The 15,551-nt window shown below is 70.4% G+C and carries 10 protein-coding genes; 7 read left to right on the top strand and 3 right to left on the bottom strand.

Annotated features, from left to right (window positions below):
• Positions 1 to 37: 37 nt before the first annotated feature.
• Entirely contained in the window at positions 38 to 667 is a 630-nt protein-coding gene (locus tag ABZW60_RS40405; RefSeq protein ID WP_355485967.1) for a TrmH family RNA methyltransferase, read from the bottom strand.
• Positions 668 to 1,087: 420 nt separating this feature from the next.
• On the opposite strand from ABZW60_RS40405, the gene ABZW60_RS40400 reads away from it, so the two are divergent.
• From ABZW60_RS40400 to ABZW60_RS40370, 7 genes are all read left to right on the top strand, one after another.
• On the top strand, positions 1,088 to 2,278 hold the full coding sequence (locus ABZW60_RS40400) for a hypothetical protein (protein ID WP_355485966.1): 1,191 nt from the start codon (positions 1,088 to 1,090) through the stop codon (positions 2,276 to 2,278).
• Positions 2,275 to 2,964 (top strand): hypothetical protein, encoded by a 690-nt coding sequence (locus ABZW60_RS40395; RefSeq protein WP_355485965.1) that lies wholly within the window; start codon positions 2,275 to 2,277, stop codon positions 2,962 to 2,964. Before ABZW60_RS40400 ends, ABZW60_RS40395 begins: the two co-directional genes overlap by 4 nt.
• Positions 2,957 to 3,625, top strand: coding sequence for a hypothetical protein (locus ABZW60_RS40390; protein WP_355485964.1), 669 nt, complete (start codon positions 2,957 to 2,959; stop codon positions 3,623 to 3,625). The genes ABZW60_RS40395 and ABZW60_RS40390 overlap by 8 nt, the downstream gene beginning before the upstream one ends.
• Positions 3,622 to 6,744 carry a chromosome segregation ATPase gene (locus ABZW60_RS40385; protein ID WP_355485963.1) on the top strand — a complete coding sequence of 1,041 codons (3,123 nt, stop codon included), beginning with the start codon at positions 3,622 to 3,624 and terminating at the stop codon, positions 6,742 to 6,744. Before ABZW60_RS40390 ends, ABZW60_RS40385 begins: the two co-directional genes overlap by 4 nt.
• A gap of 108 nt (positions 6,745 to 6,852) precedes the next feature.
• Positions 6,853 to 9,561: an AbfB domain-containing protein gene (locus tag ABZW60_RS40380; protein WP_355485962.1), complete on the top strand. Its 2,709-nt coding sequence runs from the start codon at positions 6,853 to 6,855 to the stop codon at positions 9,559 to 9,561.
• A 2-nt stretch (positions 9,562 to 9,563) separates the two neighbouring features.
• Positions 9,564 to 11,363 carry a glycoside hydrolase family 76 protein gene (locus tag ABZW60_RS40375; RefSeq protein WP_355485961.1) on the top strand — a complete coding sequence of 600 codons (1,800 nt, stop codon included), beginning with the start codon at positions 9,564 to 9,566 and terminating at the stop codon, positions 11,361 to 11,363.
• Between the two features lie 269 nt (positions 11,364 to 11,632).
• Positions 11,633 to 12,283: a hypothetical protein gene (locus tag ABZW60_RS40370; RefSeq protein WP_355485960.1), complete on the top strand. Its 651-nt coding sequence runs from the start codon at positions 11,633 to 11,635 to the stop codon at positions 12,281 to 12,283.
• On the opposite strand, the gene ABZW60_RS40365 is transcribed toward ABZW60_RS40370, so the two are convergent.
• Positions 12,284 to 12,754, bottom strand: coding sequence for an AAA family ATPase (locus tag ABZW60_RS40365; RefSeq protein ID WP_355486028.1), 471 nt, complete (start codon positions 12,752 to 12,754; stop codon positions 12,284 to 12,286).
• Positions 12,755 to 12,772: 18 nt separating this feature from the next.
• On the bottom strand, positions 12,773 to 13,828 hold the full coding sequence (gene bioB / locus ABZW60_RS40360) for a biotin synthase BioB (protein WP_355485959.1): 1,056 nt from the start codon (positions 13,826 to 13,828) through the stop codon (positions 12,773 to 12,775).
• Between the last annotated feature and the right edge of the window lie 1,723 nt (positions 13,829 to 15,551).

Here is a 15,551-nt window from a genome sequence, read left to right as displayed (position 1 = left end):
GCCTGTCTTCGGCGGCGATGCCATTGTGCCCAATGTGTCACCAGCCTTCCTTTCGAGCCCGTGCCTCGAACAGCAGGATCCCGGCCGACAACGCGACGTTCAGCGAGTCGGCCCGACCGAGCATCGGGATCGACACCGCGTCGAACCCTTCGTCATGCCACGCCCGCGACAGCCCCGATCCTTCCGAGCCGACCACGAACGCGGTCGGTCCGTCGTACTGCGGAACCCGGTACGTCCCGGCCGCGGCCGGATCCGCGAGGTGGACGCGGAACCGATGGCTCCGCAGCCAGGCGGCCGCGGCCGGGATGTCGTCGAACTCGACGATCGGCGTCGAGAGGACGGTGCCGCGGCTCGCGGAGTACACGGCCGGATGGGTCGGGCGGGCCCGCCGGCTGGTCAGGACCAGGCAGTCGGCGTCGGCGGCGTCCGCCGTACGGATCAGGGTGCCGAGGTTGCCGGCGTACTCGACCCCGTCGGCGACCAGGACCAGCGACCGGCTGGTGAACCGGAACGTGTGCGGCCGCCATTCCGGCAGGCGCGCGACCGAGATCAGGCCGTCCGAGCGGGTCTTGCGGGACAGGCGGGTGAGCAGCTTCTCCGAGATGCGGTACACCTCGGCGGCGCGATCGGCGATCCGGTCACGTCGGTCGTCCCGGCTTCCGGGCACCAGAAGAAGGTCTCGATGGCGGCGGACGTGGTCAGCAGGCGGTCGTGTTCCCACGTTCCTTCGACCATGATCCGGCCGGGCGAACCGTCCTTGCGCAGGGCGAGCAGGTCACGGACACGGGGATGCTGCGCGCCGATAGAGCGGGCAGAAGGGTGCACAGTCATGTGCGGGCTCCGTACGGAGAGAATCAGCAAGCGCGCCGGGGGCCAGTGGCCCGCTCCGGCGGGGCGACACCCGCGGAGGGGTGCCGTGGTACTGACGCGGCCTTCCCGACCGCGTCAGCCAAGGATTCTCATCACATCTCGGATGGTAGGCAGCCGCGGATCCGCCGTCATCCGGTTTTCCACAGGCCGGTGCCGGGCGAGTTTTGGTCTGTCGGTGCGGGTGGTTAGAGTCCTTTTCTCACGGGAGGAGGTGCGGATGGACGCGACACTGCTCGACGCCGAGGCCGAGGCGGCTGTGCTGCGGGTCTACCGTCAGGTGTTCGCCGTGCTCGCCCGTGAGGCCGGTGCGATGATCGTCGACCCGGACCTGCTCGACGTCGACCAGGCGATCCTGGACGCGTTCGCCGAGGCCGGCAGCGACGGGCTGACCGTGGAGCAGGCCACGCTGGCCTGCCGGGCCTATCCGCACGACGTGATCGTCCGCCGCTTCGAGGTCCTCCGGCAGTACGGCGCGATCACCAAACTCGTCGACCGGCCGAACGAGTTGCGCCACCGCGCCGCCTTCGCGCCGTACGTGATGCTGATGTTCCTGCGCCGGATGTCCGTCCAGGGCGGCCAGGCCGAGCTGCACCAGCTGCTCACCCTCGAGGCGCACAGCGTCAGCGACCCGCAGGCGACCGCGACCGACGGGCAGGCCTCGATCGGCCGACTGACCAAGGTCTTCCGCCTGCTCGGGAACGAGCTCGCGATCCTGGTCTCGACCAGCACCACCGCCCAGCTCCGGGAGAACGCCCAGCTCGCCTGGGGCAACGAGCGGCTGATCGAGCAGGCCGAGAAGGTGCACCGGCTGGTCCTGGACCGCTGGCCCGAGCTGCACCGCGAGTGCACCTCGCTCCGGATGTCCCTGGCTGCGTATGCCGACGCCGTGCAGCTCGCCGCCGGCCGCCTGGTCGAGCGAGCCGGGACGACGCGCGCTCTCGGCCTCCTGCCCATCGAGACCTGGCTGACCTTTACCCGCGGCAGCGAGCCCGACGCACTGGCCGCGGTGCTGGACGGGCTGCTGTTCGACGCCGCCGCGCCGGACTTCTCCGCGCAGACGATGGTCGAGGCCGTGGAGACGGGCCGCCGCAGCGGCACCGCGCGGATGGCGCCGCCGCGGCCGACCGGAGACGTGGACGCACCGGAGTCCGCCGCCGCGACCGACCGTGAGGACCTCCGGGCCGAGGCCGAGCGAGTGCTGGCCGGCCGCCCCGCGGTCGACATCGTCGAGGTGATCGACGAGGCCGGCGACTGGATCACCGCCCGCCGGATCCTCGCCGAGCTGACCGCGGCGCATCTGCACGACGAGCTCGACTACGAGCTGGTCTGGTCCGACGGCATGCGCATCGACCCCACCGCCGGCACGCCCTGGGCGACCGAGGGCATCTTCCGCCGGGTGTCCCGTTGAGCACGGAGGCCGTCGAGCGGCGGTTGTACAACGCTCTGTGGTGGGCGAAGGTGCAGTCGGCGGGTCCGCTCGAGGTCGATCCGGACACGCCTGCCGTCGCGGGCCTGACCCGCGCGGCGTCTCCGGACGGATCGATGGTCTGGCTGGTGCCGACGCTGCCGTCCGGTGCGGGGCACGGCGTGCTCGAAGAGCTCGGCGCTCCCCCGGTCGCCGTCGAGCAGCCGAACGAGACGGCCCGCATCCTCGCGATCTGCGTCGCCTGCTGCTGGACCGACCGCAGCGCGCCGGCCTGGCCCGGTTCGACCGGCACATTGGCGCAGATCCGGGCCGTGTACGCCGGGATGCGCGGCCGACCCGAGCAGTCGAGCGACCTGACCCTGATCATCGGCAGCCTGCGCCGCCTGCACGCGACCCATTGGCTCCTCTGGAACGACAAAGCGGGCGAGGTCCGTCTCGGCCCACGCGTCATCACCTGGACCCCGGCCGACCTCTCCACGCTCCGCGACCTGTGCCGCCATCTCCCGGAGCCGCCCCCGGCCGTCCTGACCTCCACGCCTGACGCCGAGCCCACGCCGGACGAGGCACTCCCCGAGTCCAGCCCGGACTCGGACACCGGCTCCGGCTCCGGCCTTGGCCCCAGCTCCGGCACCGACTCGCCTGCAGGTCCGGAGGTGGCGGATGAGTGAGCAGCACGCCTTGTTCGACCCCTTGCTGCAGGACCTGAGCGACCGTTCGCGCGACGAGGTGCTCGCGGCGTTCAGCGCGGTGCAGTATGCCGCTCATCCGGTCGCCGAGGTGCAGCTCGCCGGGCTGCGGGACGTGACGTTGCGCCGCCAGGTGCAGCGCATGCTGAAGCTCATCGGCCGGACCCTCGTCCACGTCGACGGCACCCATTGGACCGCTGGGTACGACGACGACATCGCGGCCAGCCTGGTCGCCCAGGGCTGGCAGCCGTTGTCCGTCGTGGACCGCGCGGTTCTCGTGCTCGTACTCGTCCATTCCGTCGCGATCCCCCGCAGCGAAGGCATCCTGACCGGCGACAGCTGGAAGTCCGCGCGCCCCACCACGGTCGACGAGCTGCGCACCAGCAGGATCAGCGGCGAGGAGCGCCGCCTCGCCCTGCAACGGTTGCGCGCCGCGGGTCTGATCCAGCTGTCCGGCGACCATTCCGGCGGCCCGTCGTACATCCCGGGCCCGCAGCTGCAGCGACTGACACCGGCCGCACGCCGCCGCCTCCAGGACCAGCTGATCCTGGCCGCCGCGCCGGCCAGTCCGATCGCCGAAGCCATCCGCGCCCGCAACGGCGTCCCAGCAGAAGTCAGCACTACCACGGGAGATGATGCATGAGCGCCGCTGCTGCTGAGGACGGGCCGTTCGACATCCTGGGGTCGAAGGTGCTGCTGGGGGTGCAGGTCGTCGACCTGTCGCGCCTGTCGACGCACCCGATCCCGATGATCGGCCGCGGCCTGATCACGGTCGCCGGGCAGGGCCCGACCGACTCCAACGGCGCCGGCAAGTCGTCGTGGATCGCCGCGCTCAGCCTGCTGCACGCCGACGACCAGTGGCGCCTGACCAGCGGCGCTCCCGGCGCGGCCGAGCTGCTGTTCACCGCCGAGGCGGCCGGCCAGGAAGGCAACTGGTCGAACGTCGATCGCGGCTACATCGTCGGCGTCTTCTCCGACCCGGACCTCACCGACCTCGACGAGATCGAGGCGGCCGCGGTCACCATCTGGATCCGCATCAACCGCAAGGCGTCGTACATCGACCTGCGCTGGAAGCAGGGCCTGCACATCCCGTACGGCGCGACCGAGGCGGAGCGTGCCGCCGGCGCCGACGCGTTGTGGGCCGCCCTCCCGCACTCGAACGGCCGCACCGACTTCCACGCCAACAAGCTCTCCCAGGTGCTGTACGGCGGACAGGTCCGCTGCGTCTCGTTCCTGTCGACGTCGGTCCGCTCCAGCCCGACCGCGAACCTGCTGGCCGAGCCGCTCAACGAGCTCGGCCCGGCCCGCATCTTCAACGCGATCGCGACGCTCACCGGCCTCGATCACGAGCTCGAGCAGGAGCAGGCGCACCGCTCCGCCGAGCACACCCAGCGCGAGGCGACCAAGCAGGCGACCGCCGACCTGCAGCGCTGGGAGCAGGAGATGGCCACCGTCGAGGCGGGCATCCTGCAGCGCGCCGCGGCCCGCGAAGCACTCGCCGCCGCGAAGGAGTCCTGGCAGGCACGCTCCGCGCGGCACCTGATCGACGGCTCTGCGAGGAACGACGAGATCCTGCAGGAGCTGGCGGTTCTCGACGAGCGCGTCGCCGAGCAGGAGGCCCGCAAGGAGGCGATCGACGCCGAAATCGATGCCTTCGGCAACGAGGAAGGGCTGCTCCGCGACGTCCAGCTGACCCGCCAGGAGCGGGACAAGCTGGACGCCCGCGACCGGGAGCTCGACCTGGCGCAGCGCTCGGTGCGGGAGCAGTTGGAGCGTCTCGGTCAGGAGCATCGCCGCCTGCTGGAGGCCGGTCGTTCGGCGGACGGCCGCGATCTCACCGTCGCCGCCGAAGAGCAGGCCGAGGCGCGCGAGATTCTCGAGGAACACATCGGCCGCGACCACGCCGCACGGGTCGCCGTCGAGCACGCGACGGCGGACCTGAAGGAAGCGGAGAGCGGTCAGACCGTCTCCGCAGCGCAGCAACAGGTCCTGGAGAACGCCGGCATCGAGTGCGGCGCTCTGACGGACATCACCGAGCTTCCGGAGTCCGACCGGGCCGAGTGGGAGCCGCGGTTCGCGCCGTACCGGGAGGCCGTCGTCATCGACGCGGGCGACGCCCAGGTCGCGTCGACCGCGCTGGCCGACGCCGGGTACGCGGGATTCGTGCTGGTGCTGGCGAACCGGCCCGGCGCGAAGCCGTCCCGCAAGCGGGGGCCGAAGTCCGCGGACAAGCGGTTCGTGCTGGACGCGTTCTTCGCCGCGATCGGCGAGCGCGCGACCAAGGACCACATCGACGACGTCGCCGGTGTCGTCGCCGTCGGGCAGTTCGACGAGCCGATCACCGGCCGGACCGCGAGGATCGAGGCGGCCCGTCGGCGCGTCGAGTCCGCGGTCGAGGCCCGCGGTCAGGCGTCCGCGGCGCTCGAGCAGGCCCGGGCCCGGGTCGAGCAGGCGGAGCGCCGTACGGCGGCCGCCCGCGCGCTCGCCGACGCGGAATCCGTGCAGGAGCAGATCCTCGCGCTGCGCGAGACCGTCGACCGGCACGAGACCGATCGCGACTCGCTCGCGCCGCAGCTGCAGGCGGCGAAGGAGTCCGCCGAGGCGGCCGCCGGCCAGCAGCTGGTCCGCGACGAGCGGCTGAAGAACCTCGAGGCGACCCGCCGCGACCAGGACCGGATCCTCGACGAGTTCACCGCCCGCCGGCTCGCGCTCCGCGAGGAGCAGACCGCGCTCGACCTCACCACCCGGACCACGGCCTGGGGCGGGACACCCGCGGAGGCGGAGGAGTTCATCCTCGGCCTGCCCGACGACGCGCAACGCCGGACGACGGCCGATTGGAACCACCAGGCCTGCACGCAGCTCGACGACGTCATCCGCCGCTGCTTCCCGAACGCGCGCTCCCGCGAAGAGATCCCCACCGAGCTGTGGGAGATCCTCAACGGCCCGGACGGCTGGACGAACGGCACGCTCGGCGACCGCGTCGGCCTGGTCCCGGCGCTGCACCGCACGCTGAGCAGCCACCTCGCCCAGCACGAGACGTTCGACAGCCTGCAGCAACAGCAGATCGCCAGCCAGCGCGCCGAGCGGAATGCCGCGCTCGAGCGCGCCCGCGAAGGCCTCGGCGAGGCCGAGAGCACGGCCCGCGCGCACCGGGCGTCCCTGGCCGACGGCATCAAGGCGCGGCTCCGCCTGGTGTCGCAGGAGTTCGACCGCCTCGACCAGCAGTACGGCGGGTACGGCGCGAAGCTCGAGTTCCCCGAGCCCGATCCGCCGGCCGAGCCGGACAAGCCGTGGCGCTGGACGGTGACGCCGAAGTGGCGCCGGTCCGAGGGCGGCCCGTTCTCCGCGTTCAACGTCAAGGGCAACACCGCGCAGATGGACGAGAAGGCCGTGAAGCTGGTGTGCGCGGCCGCGCTCGCCGGCGGTTCGGACCGTCCGCTGCTGCTGATCCTCGACGAGCTCGGCCGCAACCTCGGCTCGCAGCACCGGCGCGAAGCCGTCGCGCTGTTCGAGCAGATCGGCCGCGACCGGAACATCACTGTGATCGGCGCCCTCCAGGACGACATGGAGCGGTACGCGCTCGCCTCCTCCCGGCTGTACGTGAAGCTCCGGCGCAGCTCGGACACCATGCCGTACAACCAGGCGCCGGTGGTGAAGGGCAACGAGGACAACGCGGCCCGGGTCGAGCTGCTCCGCGAGTGGATGACGTCGTACCGCGGCTCGACGCCGACACTCGAGCTGGCCTCGCCGACGCTCACGTAGTCCGACAATTTCCCACAGAAACAATCACGCGGGGTCTTGACCCCGCGCCACGCGTCGGCATACTCACGAGTGAGAGCGCTCTCTTCCTACCGCCCCAGGGAGATCCACATGCTGTCGCGACTTCGCCTGCTGACGTTCGTCCTCGCTGTCCTCGCAGTCCTCCTGACACCCGTCACCGCAAGCGCGTTCACCCCGAAGCCGCCACCGCTGACCACGCCGTGGACCAACCAGGTGTCGATGACCAACCCGCTGCCCGAGTACCCGCGGCCGCAGCTGACGCGGACCGAATGGCAGAGCCTCAACGGCGTCTGGCAGTTCGCACCGACCAGCGATCTGAACAGCCCGCCGACCGGGACGCTGCCCGAGGAGGTGCTGGTCCCCTACCCGATCGAGTCCGCGCTGTCCGGCATCCAGCGCCACGAGAACCGGATGTACTACAAGCGCACCTTCACCGTCCCGGCGAGCTGGTCGGGCCGCCACGTGCAACTCAACTTCGGCGCGGTGATGTGGCAGTCGAAGGTCTGGGTGAACGGCACGCTGCTCGGCACGCACGAGGGCGGGTACGACGCGTTCTCGTTCGACATCACCTCGGCGTTGCGGGCCGGCAGCAACGACATCGTCGTCGGCGTCTGGGCGCCGGTCGACACCGAGGACATCCCGCTCGGGAAGCAGCGCGTGAACCGCGGCGGCATCTGGTACACACCGTCGTCCGGCATCTGGCAGACCGTCTGGCTGGAGCCGACGCAATCGAGCTGGATCACCCGGCTCGACACGACCCCGAATGTCGCGGCCGGCGGACTGGATCTCACCGTGCAGGGCTCCTCGCCGGGCCAGTCGGTGCACGCGCAGGTGTTGTCCGGCGGGCAGGTCGTCGGTGAGGCCGGCGGCGTCAGCGGGACACAGTTCCGGGTCGCCGTACCGAACGCGCATCTGTGGTCGCCGGACGACCCGTTCCTCTACGACCTGCGCGTGACGATGGGCAACGACTCCGTCGGCGGGTACTTCGGGATGCGCTCCGTCGGCAAGGCGATGCTCGGCGGCTTCCTGCGGCCGACGCTGAACGGCAAGTTCGTGTACGCGCTCGGCACACTCGACCAGGGCTTCTGGCCGGACGGCCTGTACACCGCGCCGACCGACGAGGCGCTGCGGTTCGACCTCGAGCAGCAGAAGGCGCTCGGCTTCAACATGGTCCGCAAACACATCAAGGTCGAGTCGGCCCGCTGGTTCTACTGGGCCGACAAGCTCGGGCTAATGGTGTGGCAGGACATGCCGTCGCTGGTCGCCGGCCGCAACGCTTCCGCGGCCGGCGAGGCACGGTACGAGTCCGAGCTGCGGCGGATGGTCGACAACCACAAACAGATCACCTCGATCGTGCAGTGGATCCCGTTCAACGAGGGCTGGGGCGAATTCCAGGCCGGGCGGATCGCCGACCTGGTGAAAAGCCTCGACCCGAGCCGCCTGGTCAACCACAATTCCGGGTCGAACTGCTGCGACTCCGATCCCGATCCGGGCAACGGAGACGTCATCGACGACCACATGTACGTCGGTCCGGGCGTCGCGCGGGCGCCGTCGACGACACGCGTGCTGCAGCTCGGCGAGTACGGCGGGCTCGGCCTGCACGTCGCCGGGCACGAGTGGCCGAGCGGCAACAGCTTCGCGTACGAGATGCTGCCGACGAGCGACGCGCTGACCACCAGGTACGTGCAGATCACGAGCCAGCTGCCGGACCTGATCACCGGATCCGGCCTGTCCGGTTCGGTCTACACCGAGCCGACCGACGTCGAGGACGAGATCAACGGCTTCTACACCTACGACCGCCAGGTGCGGAAGATGGACTTCGCGCGAGTGCGGGCGGTCAACCAGCAGGTGCTTGCCGCCGCCAACGGTACGACGCTTCCGCTCGGCAAGCTGGTCTCGTTCCGGGTCACCACCCCGACGTACACGAACCGGTACCTCAGGCACATCGACGGCGTGGCGAACACCGAGGTCGTCGATGCCGGCAGCAACCAGACGCTCAAGCAGGACGCGACGTTCTGGGTCCGCCCCGGTCTGTCCAACAGCAGCTGCTACTCCTTCGAGTCGCGCAACTACCCCGGCCAGTACCTGCGCCAGCGCGACCTCCGGATCTACAAGGAAGCCAATCCCGTCGCAGCCGATGCCACGTTCTGCACGCGCCCAGGGCTGAGCGGCGGCGGCACGTCGCTGGAGTCGGCCGCCCGGCCCGGGTACTACCTGCGCCACCGCAACTCCGAGGTCTGGCTGGACACCGACACCGGCGGCTCGCACCGCGACGACGCGACCTGGAACCTCGTCCCCGCCTGGTGGCGCAGCGGCGCGGACCTCGCGGTCGGCCAGGTCCGCACGTTCCGCGTGACCACGGCCGGCTACACCGATCGCGTGCTCCGGCATCGCGACGGGCTGGCGCGGACCGATGTCATCAGCGCCGGCTCGTCGCTCACCGACCGGCAGGACGCGAGCTTCGTGATCCGCGCCGGCCTGGCCGAGAGCAGCTGCTACTCGCTCGAGTCGGTCAACTTCCCCGGCCAGTACCTTCGGCACAGCAATTACCGACTGCAGAAGGCGTCCAACGACGGCACGGACACCTTCCGCAAGGACGCCACGTTCTGCGCGCAGCCTCCGCGCGCGGGCGGCGCCGGCAACGTGTCACTGCAGTCGATCAACTATCCGACGTACTACGTCCGGCACGCGAACGAGCTGGTCTACATCGCCACCGCCGGCGGCGCGAACCCGTGGGACGGCGGCGGCTCGTACGACGCGGACACGACGTGGGCCGACCAGCCCGGACTCGGAGGCTGATCATGCGGATTCTGCTGATACTCGCCCTCGCGCTGACGCCGGCTCGTCCTGCTGACGCGCAGCCGATGGCCGCGCAAGTGTGCTCGGTCTCGTGCGACATGCTCGATCCGTCGAAGGCGCAGGAGGAGACGTTCCCCGTCCCGGAGAAGGTGATCAACGGGCGTCACGTCGTACTGCACGTGTCCGACAACGACGCCATGGCGTGGGGCAGCATCGACGGCGGGACGACCAACGACGCCGTCTGGCTGGACCGCAGCTGGGACGGCGGCGCGACCTGGGACGGGCTGCTCGGCAAGGCGTCGATCCCGTCGGGGTGGACCGGCACGCGCACGCTCATGTACAACCTCGCCGACCCGGCCGGTCACCGGCGCGGCCTGATCCGTGCGTGCGGCGACGCGGCGGGCGTCGACTGCACCGCCTGGGTACACACCGGGGTCTGCGCGGCGGCATGTGACGGCAGCACCGGTCCGTCCGGCGACAACCAGCCGGTGCCGTCGACCACGCTGTCCAACCGGCGGATCTCGCTCCATATCGACAATCGCGGCATGGCGTGGGGTGTGATCGAGAACGGCGCCGCCGGCGACGAGATCTGGCTGGACCGTTCCTGGAACGAGGGTGCGTCGTGGCCCGGCGGCTCGTCGCTCGGCCGGACGAGTGTCACCTCCGGCGCCGCCACGGGCGCGACGCGCCTCTACGCGACGGCTGACCCATTGTCGAAGCTCTACGGCGGAGCGGTCCGTGCGTGCGGCCGAGCCGGCGAAGGCCAGAACGGCAGCTGTACGGCGTGGGCGCGGCCGGCGACCGATCGGACCGGCGCGGCCGCCGACGCGTTGATGTACTCGTACCAGCCGCACACCGCGTGGTGGCTCTCGAGCTGGTGGAACTCCGCGGTGGCGGTCACCACTTTGATGGATTACCAGCAGCGCACCCGCCGTACCGATCTGCGCTGGATCGTGAACGAGGTGTTCGAGAAGAACAAGGGCGTGTTCCCGGCCGGCGAGAAGAGCGGTGACGCGCTGGAGGGGAACTTCATCAGTCGCGCGATCGACGACACCGCGTGGTGGGGTATCGCGTGGATCGAAGCGTACGACCTGACCGGCGACCGCCGGTACCTGGACATGGCCGTCACGATCGCCAACTACGTGCACGGCTATTGGGACATGAGTACCTGCGGCGGCGGAGTGTGGTGGGACCGCGAGCGCACCTACAAGAACGCGGTGACGAACGGGCTCTATATCCGGCTGACCGCGGCGCTGCACAACCGGCTGGCCGGCGACACGGTCTGGCTGCAGCGCGCGACCACCGCGTGGAACTGGTTCGCCGGCAGCGGGATGATCAACTCGTCGAACCTCGTCAACGACGGAATCACCGGCGCCTGCACGAACAACGGCCAGACGGTGTGGACGTACAACCAAGGCCTGGCGATCGGCGGCGCGCTCGAGCTGTGGCGGGCGACCGGCGACAGTTCCCTCCTCGCGGCCGCCCGGCGGCTCGGCGACGCGGCCCTGTCCTCGCTCAGCCCGGGCGGCATCCTGACGGAGAGCTGCGATCCCGCCGGCACCTGCGACGACAACCAGAAGCAGTTCAAGGGCATCTTCATGCGGTACCTGATGGACCTGGCGGACTCCACCGGCGACGCGTCGTACCGGACCTATGCCCAGCGGCAGGCCGACTCGATCTGGCAGAACGACCGGGACTCGCTGAACCGTCTCGGGCAGCGCTGGGCGGGCGGCGGCGCGCGCGACTGGCGGACACAGGCGAGCGCCCTCGGCGCCCTGGTGGCAGCGACTCCAGCCGGCTGAGCTTGACACTTGTCCAGATTTCGCTGTGATATTTCCAAAATCGGACCCCGGTGCTGCCCCTGCACCAGCCGGTGCAGCAGACTGGTCCGGTGACTGTTCCGGAGAGGCGCCGCGTCTGCTCACACCGAGTAGGCGGAGCTCTGGTCAAGCGGTCGTATGGCGGCGTACCGTCACCTGCATCCGGCACTGTGTCACCGTTCGGCACCGCGTCAGCATTCGGTACGGCGTCGCCTCCGCCGTGCCTGCTGCCTCACGATCGGAGGGCGTGAATGGCATCGTGGCTGCTTCGCGCCCAATGGCCGCATCGTGACGAGTCCGTCGAGCACCGCGCGCTCCGCGTCGGCCGCACACTGACCGCGGTGGCGGTCGCGTTCCCCGACGTCCACAACTGGACGCAGGACGAGCGCTGGGGCTACCACGTCCTCGAGGCCGACGGGTCGACGCCGCTGCAGGAGATGGTCGAGGCCACGACGAAGGTCCTCGCGAACGGTACGAGCACGACCCGGCTGCACCTGCAGAGCACCGGTGAGCTGCCGTGGCTGTTCGACCTGTCCATGGGCGGCACGATGACGACCGTCTCGGATCAGCTCACGCTACACTGGAGCGACGAGGACGCGCTGCAGCAGTCGGAGCGCTTCGCCCAGGTGCTGCGCGCGGTCGTCACGATCTGGGAGCCGCAGTGGGCGAGCATCGCCGACACCGAGCTCGCCGCGGCGGCCGGCGTGTTCCGGCGCGGCATCCCGATGATGGGCTGGCTCACGTACGTGCGCGGCATGGTGGCCGGTGCTCCGGGCATCGACATCACGCTCACGCCGTACGAGCGCGGCACCCTGCTGCAGGCGCCGGTCTCCCCCGTCGACCTGACACCGGTACACATCTGCGCCGCGGCCGCACTCGTCGGCATCGCGCCCGAGGAATAGCTAGTCCGTCAGCACCACGTGGCGGTCCCAGCGTTCGAGCTCGTCCGTCGTCGGCACCTCGTACATGGCGCTCCACTCCGTCAGCTCGTCCCGGCTGACGGCGAACGTCGCCGGCGGCAGATCCGCGTTGCGCCGCCCCAGACGCTCCCACAGCACCTGGAGCGGCAGGTCGAGGACGACGATCTCCGCGCTCGCGCCGAGATCCTGCGCCCGGGTCCGGAACAGGTCCCGCTCGTCGCGCGACCAGCAGCCGTAGTCGAGGATCACGTTCACCTCGAGCTCCAGCGCTCTCGCCGCGACGCCCCAGAGCATCTCCGACTCCAGCACCCAGCGCCGTCCGTCGACCTCGCTCGTGTTGAACAGGGCGTCCATCCACTCGTCCGGCGTCAACCGAAGAGCCTTCCGCTCCTCTTCGAGCCGTCGCGCCAGCGACGTCTTGCCGGCACCCGGCAACCCGACGATCAACACCATTCCAGCCACCTGCAGAGCCTATTCGGCCGGAGCGGCACTGCCCGCACCGCGATGTCGCAGCGTCACGAGATCGTGGCGAGCCGCGGGCAACGTCGTCTGCTCCAGGCCTTCGACGGTGAAGCCGGCGTCCGCGATCAGCTGCAGGTCGTCGGCGCCGGGCTGGCCCTCGCTCGTGAGGTAGTCGCCCAGGAAGATCGAGTTCGCCACGTGCAACGCCAGGACCTGCATCCCGCGCAGGTGAATCTCCCGCCCACCGGCCAGCCGGACCTCGACGTCGGGGAAGCAGAACCGGAACAGCGCCAGGATCCGCAGACACCGCTCCGGCGTCAGCTCCCAGCGCCCCTCCAGTGGAGTCCCCTCGAACGGGATCAGGAAGTTCACCGGCACCGAGTCCGGATCCAGCTGCCGGAGCGCGAACACCAGATCCACGATCTCCTCGTCCGACTCCCCCATCCCGAAGATCGCGCCCGAACACGGCGACAAGCCGCCTCGCGTCGCCCGCCGTACCGTGTCCACCCGATCCGCGAACGTGTGCGTCGTACAGATCTCTTGGTACCGCTCCTCGCTCGTGTTGAGGTTGTGGCTGTACGCGTTGGCGCCGGCATCCCGCAGCCGCTCAGCCTGCCCGTCCTTCAGCAGCCCCAGGCACACGCAGACCTCCACCTGCGGGTGCTCGGCCTTGATGGCGCCGATCGTGCTCTCCACCCGCCGGATGTCCCGATCACCCGGCCCACGACCACTCGCCACCAGGCAGACCCGCTTCGCCCCGGCGCCAACCGCCTTACCGGCGAGCTCCGCGGCCTCGGCGGAATCGATCCACGAGTACTTCATGATCTCCGCGGTCGACCCGAGCCGCTGCGAACAGTACGTACAGTCCTCCGGGCAGAGGCCACTCTTCAGATTGATGATCGTGTTGAGCTTCACCCGACGCCCGAAGAACTCCCGCCGCACCCGAAACGCCGCCGCCACCACATGCAACAGGTCATCGTCCCCCGAAAGCACCCCCACCGCCTCACCCCGCGAAGGCATCTCCCGCGCCAACGACTTCTCCACCAACTCCTCAAGCACAGTCACCGCTAAATCCTCACCCGCTCCCCGCCCCCCAACAATTGTCAAAACCCACCAACCCCACCACCCCAACCTTGGCCCCCATCCACACCACCCAAGCCCCCCGCACGACCACCACCGCAACACCACACACCCCGAACGGCACCCGCTGAACCCGCACCCCGCACACCCGCCTCCACAACGCCCACACCCCCAAACCACGAACCTGTACCGCGCCCACGACCCCACATCACGAACACGGCTGCACCGCGGCCACCCCGTGCACAGCGGCCACCCTGAGCCCCGGCATCCACCCGTCCCGCGAGCCCAGCTGCACCGCAGCCGCCCGTATACAGCAGCCACCACCCAGAGCCGCCAGCATCCACCCGTGCACAGCAGCCACCACCCTGAGCCGCCAGCATCCACCCGTGTACAGCAGCCAGTGCCCTGAGCCGCCAGCATCCACCCGTATACAGCAGCCAGAGCCGCCGACATCCACCCGTCCCGCGAACACGACTGCACCCCGGCCGCCCAGGCTGCAGGCGCCCCGTACGGCGGGCAGGGACCCTGCGGCCCCGGGCACCGCAGGGGCAGCACGCCAGCCCCAGCAACCCCACCAACACGAGCACGCACGTCCACCGACACCCACCACCGGCGACCGGCGACCGGCGACCGGGTACAACACCGCACTCCACGCACACGAACGCCGCGCTACAGCCACCGCAGCGCTACAGGCCCCGCCGCGCGCCCCGCGGGAGCTCGGATCTGCGCCCGCCGCACAGGCTCCCCGCCACCGACACAAGCCGGTTCTGCGCGCACGGCTGCGCCACGGCCGCCCTACAGCCCGGGTACTGCGGCCACAGAGCTCGCGCCCTCGGCGAGCACGAACCCGAACGCCAGTGGCCATATCGCGGGCAAGGCTGCGCTGCAGCCGCACCTAGCCGCACGCCCCCATACCGCGGGCACGGACCTACGCGCTGCGGCCACCGCCGGCGTCAGCGGCCCTGCGAGCACGAGCAAGCACGATCACCGGCCATCAGCCATCAGCCACCGCACTCCATGCACACGGAACTCCGCTACGGACACGGACAAGCCCCGCGAGCAAATGCTCGTGCTACCGGCCGCCACCGAGTCCACCAGGCCCGGCGTCGCGAGCACGCGCGACCACCGCCCGCAGCGCCGCACTGCCCGCGCTGGGCCGCACACCACCCAGCGCACCTGCAGCTGGCACCGATTCAGAACGCGAAGACCCAGTTCGGCGCGCAGACCCCGACACTCCGGCGGCAGCCCGGCCCTGCTGAACAAGGACAAGACCGAGCGCCGCATAGCTCCCACCGCATAGGTCCCGCCGCAACGATCCCGACGCACCGCAGCCTCGCTCTGGGACCGCCCGTACCGTGGCCGCCCGTATCGTGGCCGCCCGTATCGCAGGCGCCTGTACCGCGCAGCCGCACAGGAACGGCTCGTGGAGGACGGTCGCGCGCGTGCCAGCGGAACCTAGGACCCCGCGTGCCAACCTGCGCGCAGGCTCATGCGCTCGAAGGTGCTGCAAGCTCGGCTCGACGCTGCAGGCTCGCCTTGGCGCTGCAGGCTCGGCTTGATGCGGCGGCCTCGCGCCGCGCGGGAAGGGAGCCAGCGCGGCGATGTGTCTGTAGAAATGTTAAGGGCCACCCCGATTGGGGTGGCCCTTAACAGTGTGAATGTCCGGCGGCGTCCTACTCTCCCACGACCTCCCGGTCGCAGTACCATC

Origin of the sequence: Kribbella sp. NPDC003557 (assembly GCF_040610805.1) — a bacterium.
In the GTDB taxonomy this organism is placed as follows: Bacteria; Actinomycetota; Actinomycetes; order Propionibacteriales; family Kribbellaceae; genus Kribbella.
Note: the sequence above shows the minus strand (reverse complement) of the source record. Positions and strands in the feature narration are given on the sequence as shown.

Coding starts and splice junctions, on each gene's coding strand:
- ABZW60_RS40400 (WP_355485966.1), top strand. CDS start 1,088: ATGGACGCGACACTGCTCGACGCCGAGGCCGAGGCGGCTGTGCTGCGG.
- ABZW60_RS40390 (WP_355485964.1), top strand. CDS start 2,957: ATGAGTGAGCAGCACGCCTTGTTCGACCCCTTGCTGCAGGACCTGAGC.
- ABZW60_RS40385 (WP_355485963.1), top strand. CDS start 3,622: ATGAGCGCCGCTGCTGCTGAGGACGGGCCGTTCGACATCCTGGGGTCG.
- ABZW60_RS40380 (WP_355485962.1), top strand. CDS start 6,853: ATGCTGTCGCGACTTCGCCTGCTGACGTTCGTCCTCGCTGTCCTCGCA.
- ABZW60_RS40375 (WP_355485961.1), top strand. CDS start 9,564: ATGCGGATTCTGCTGATACTCGCCCTCGCGCTGACGCCGGCTCGTCCT.
- ABZW60_RS40370 (WP_355485960.1), top strand. CDS start 11,633: ATGGCATCGTGGCTGCTTCGCGCCCAATGGCCGCATCGTGACGAGTCC.
- ABZW60_RS40365 (WP_355486028.1), bottom strand. CDS start 12,754: ATGGTGTTGATCGTCGGGTTGCCGGGTGCCGGCAAGACGTCGCTGGCG.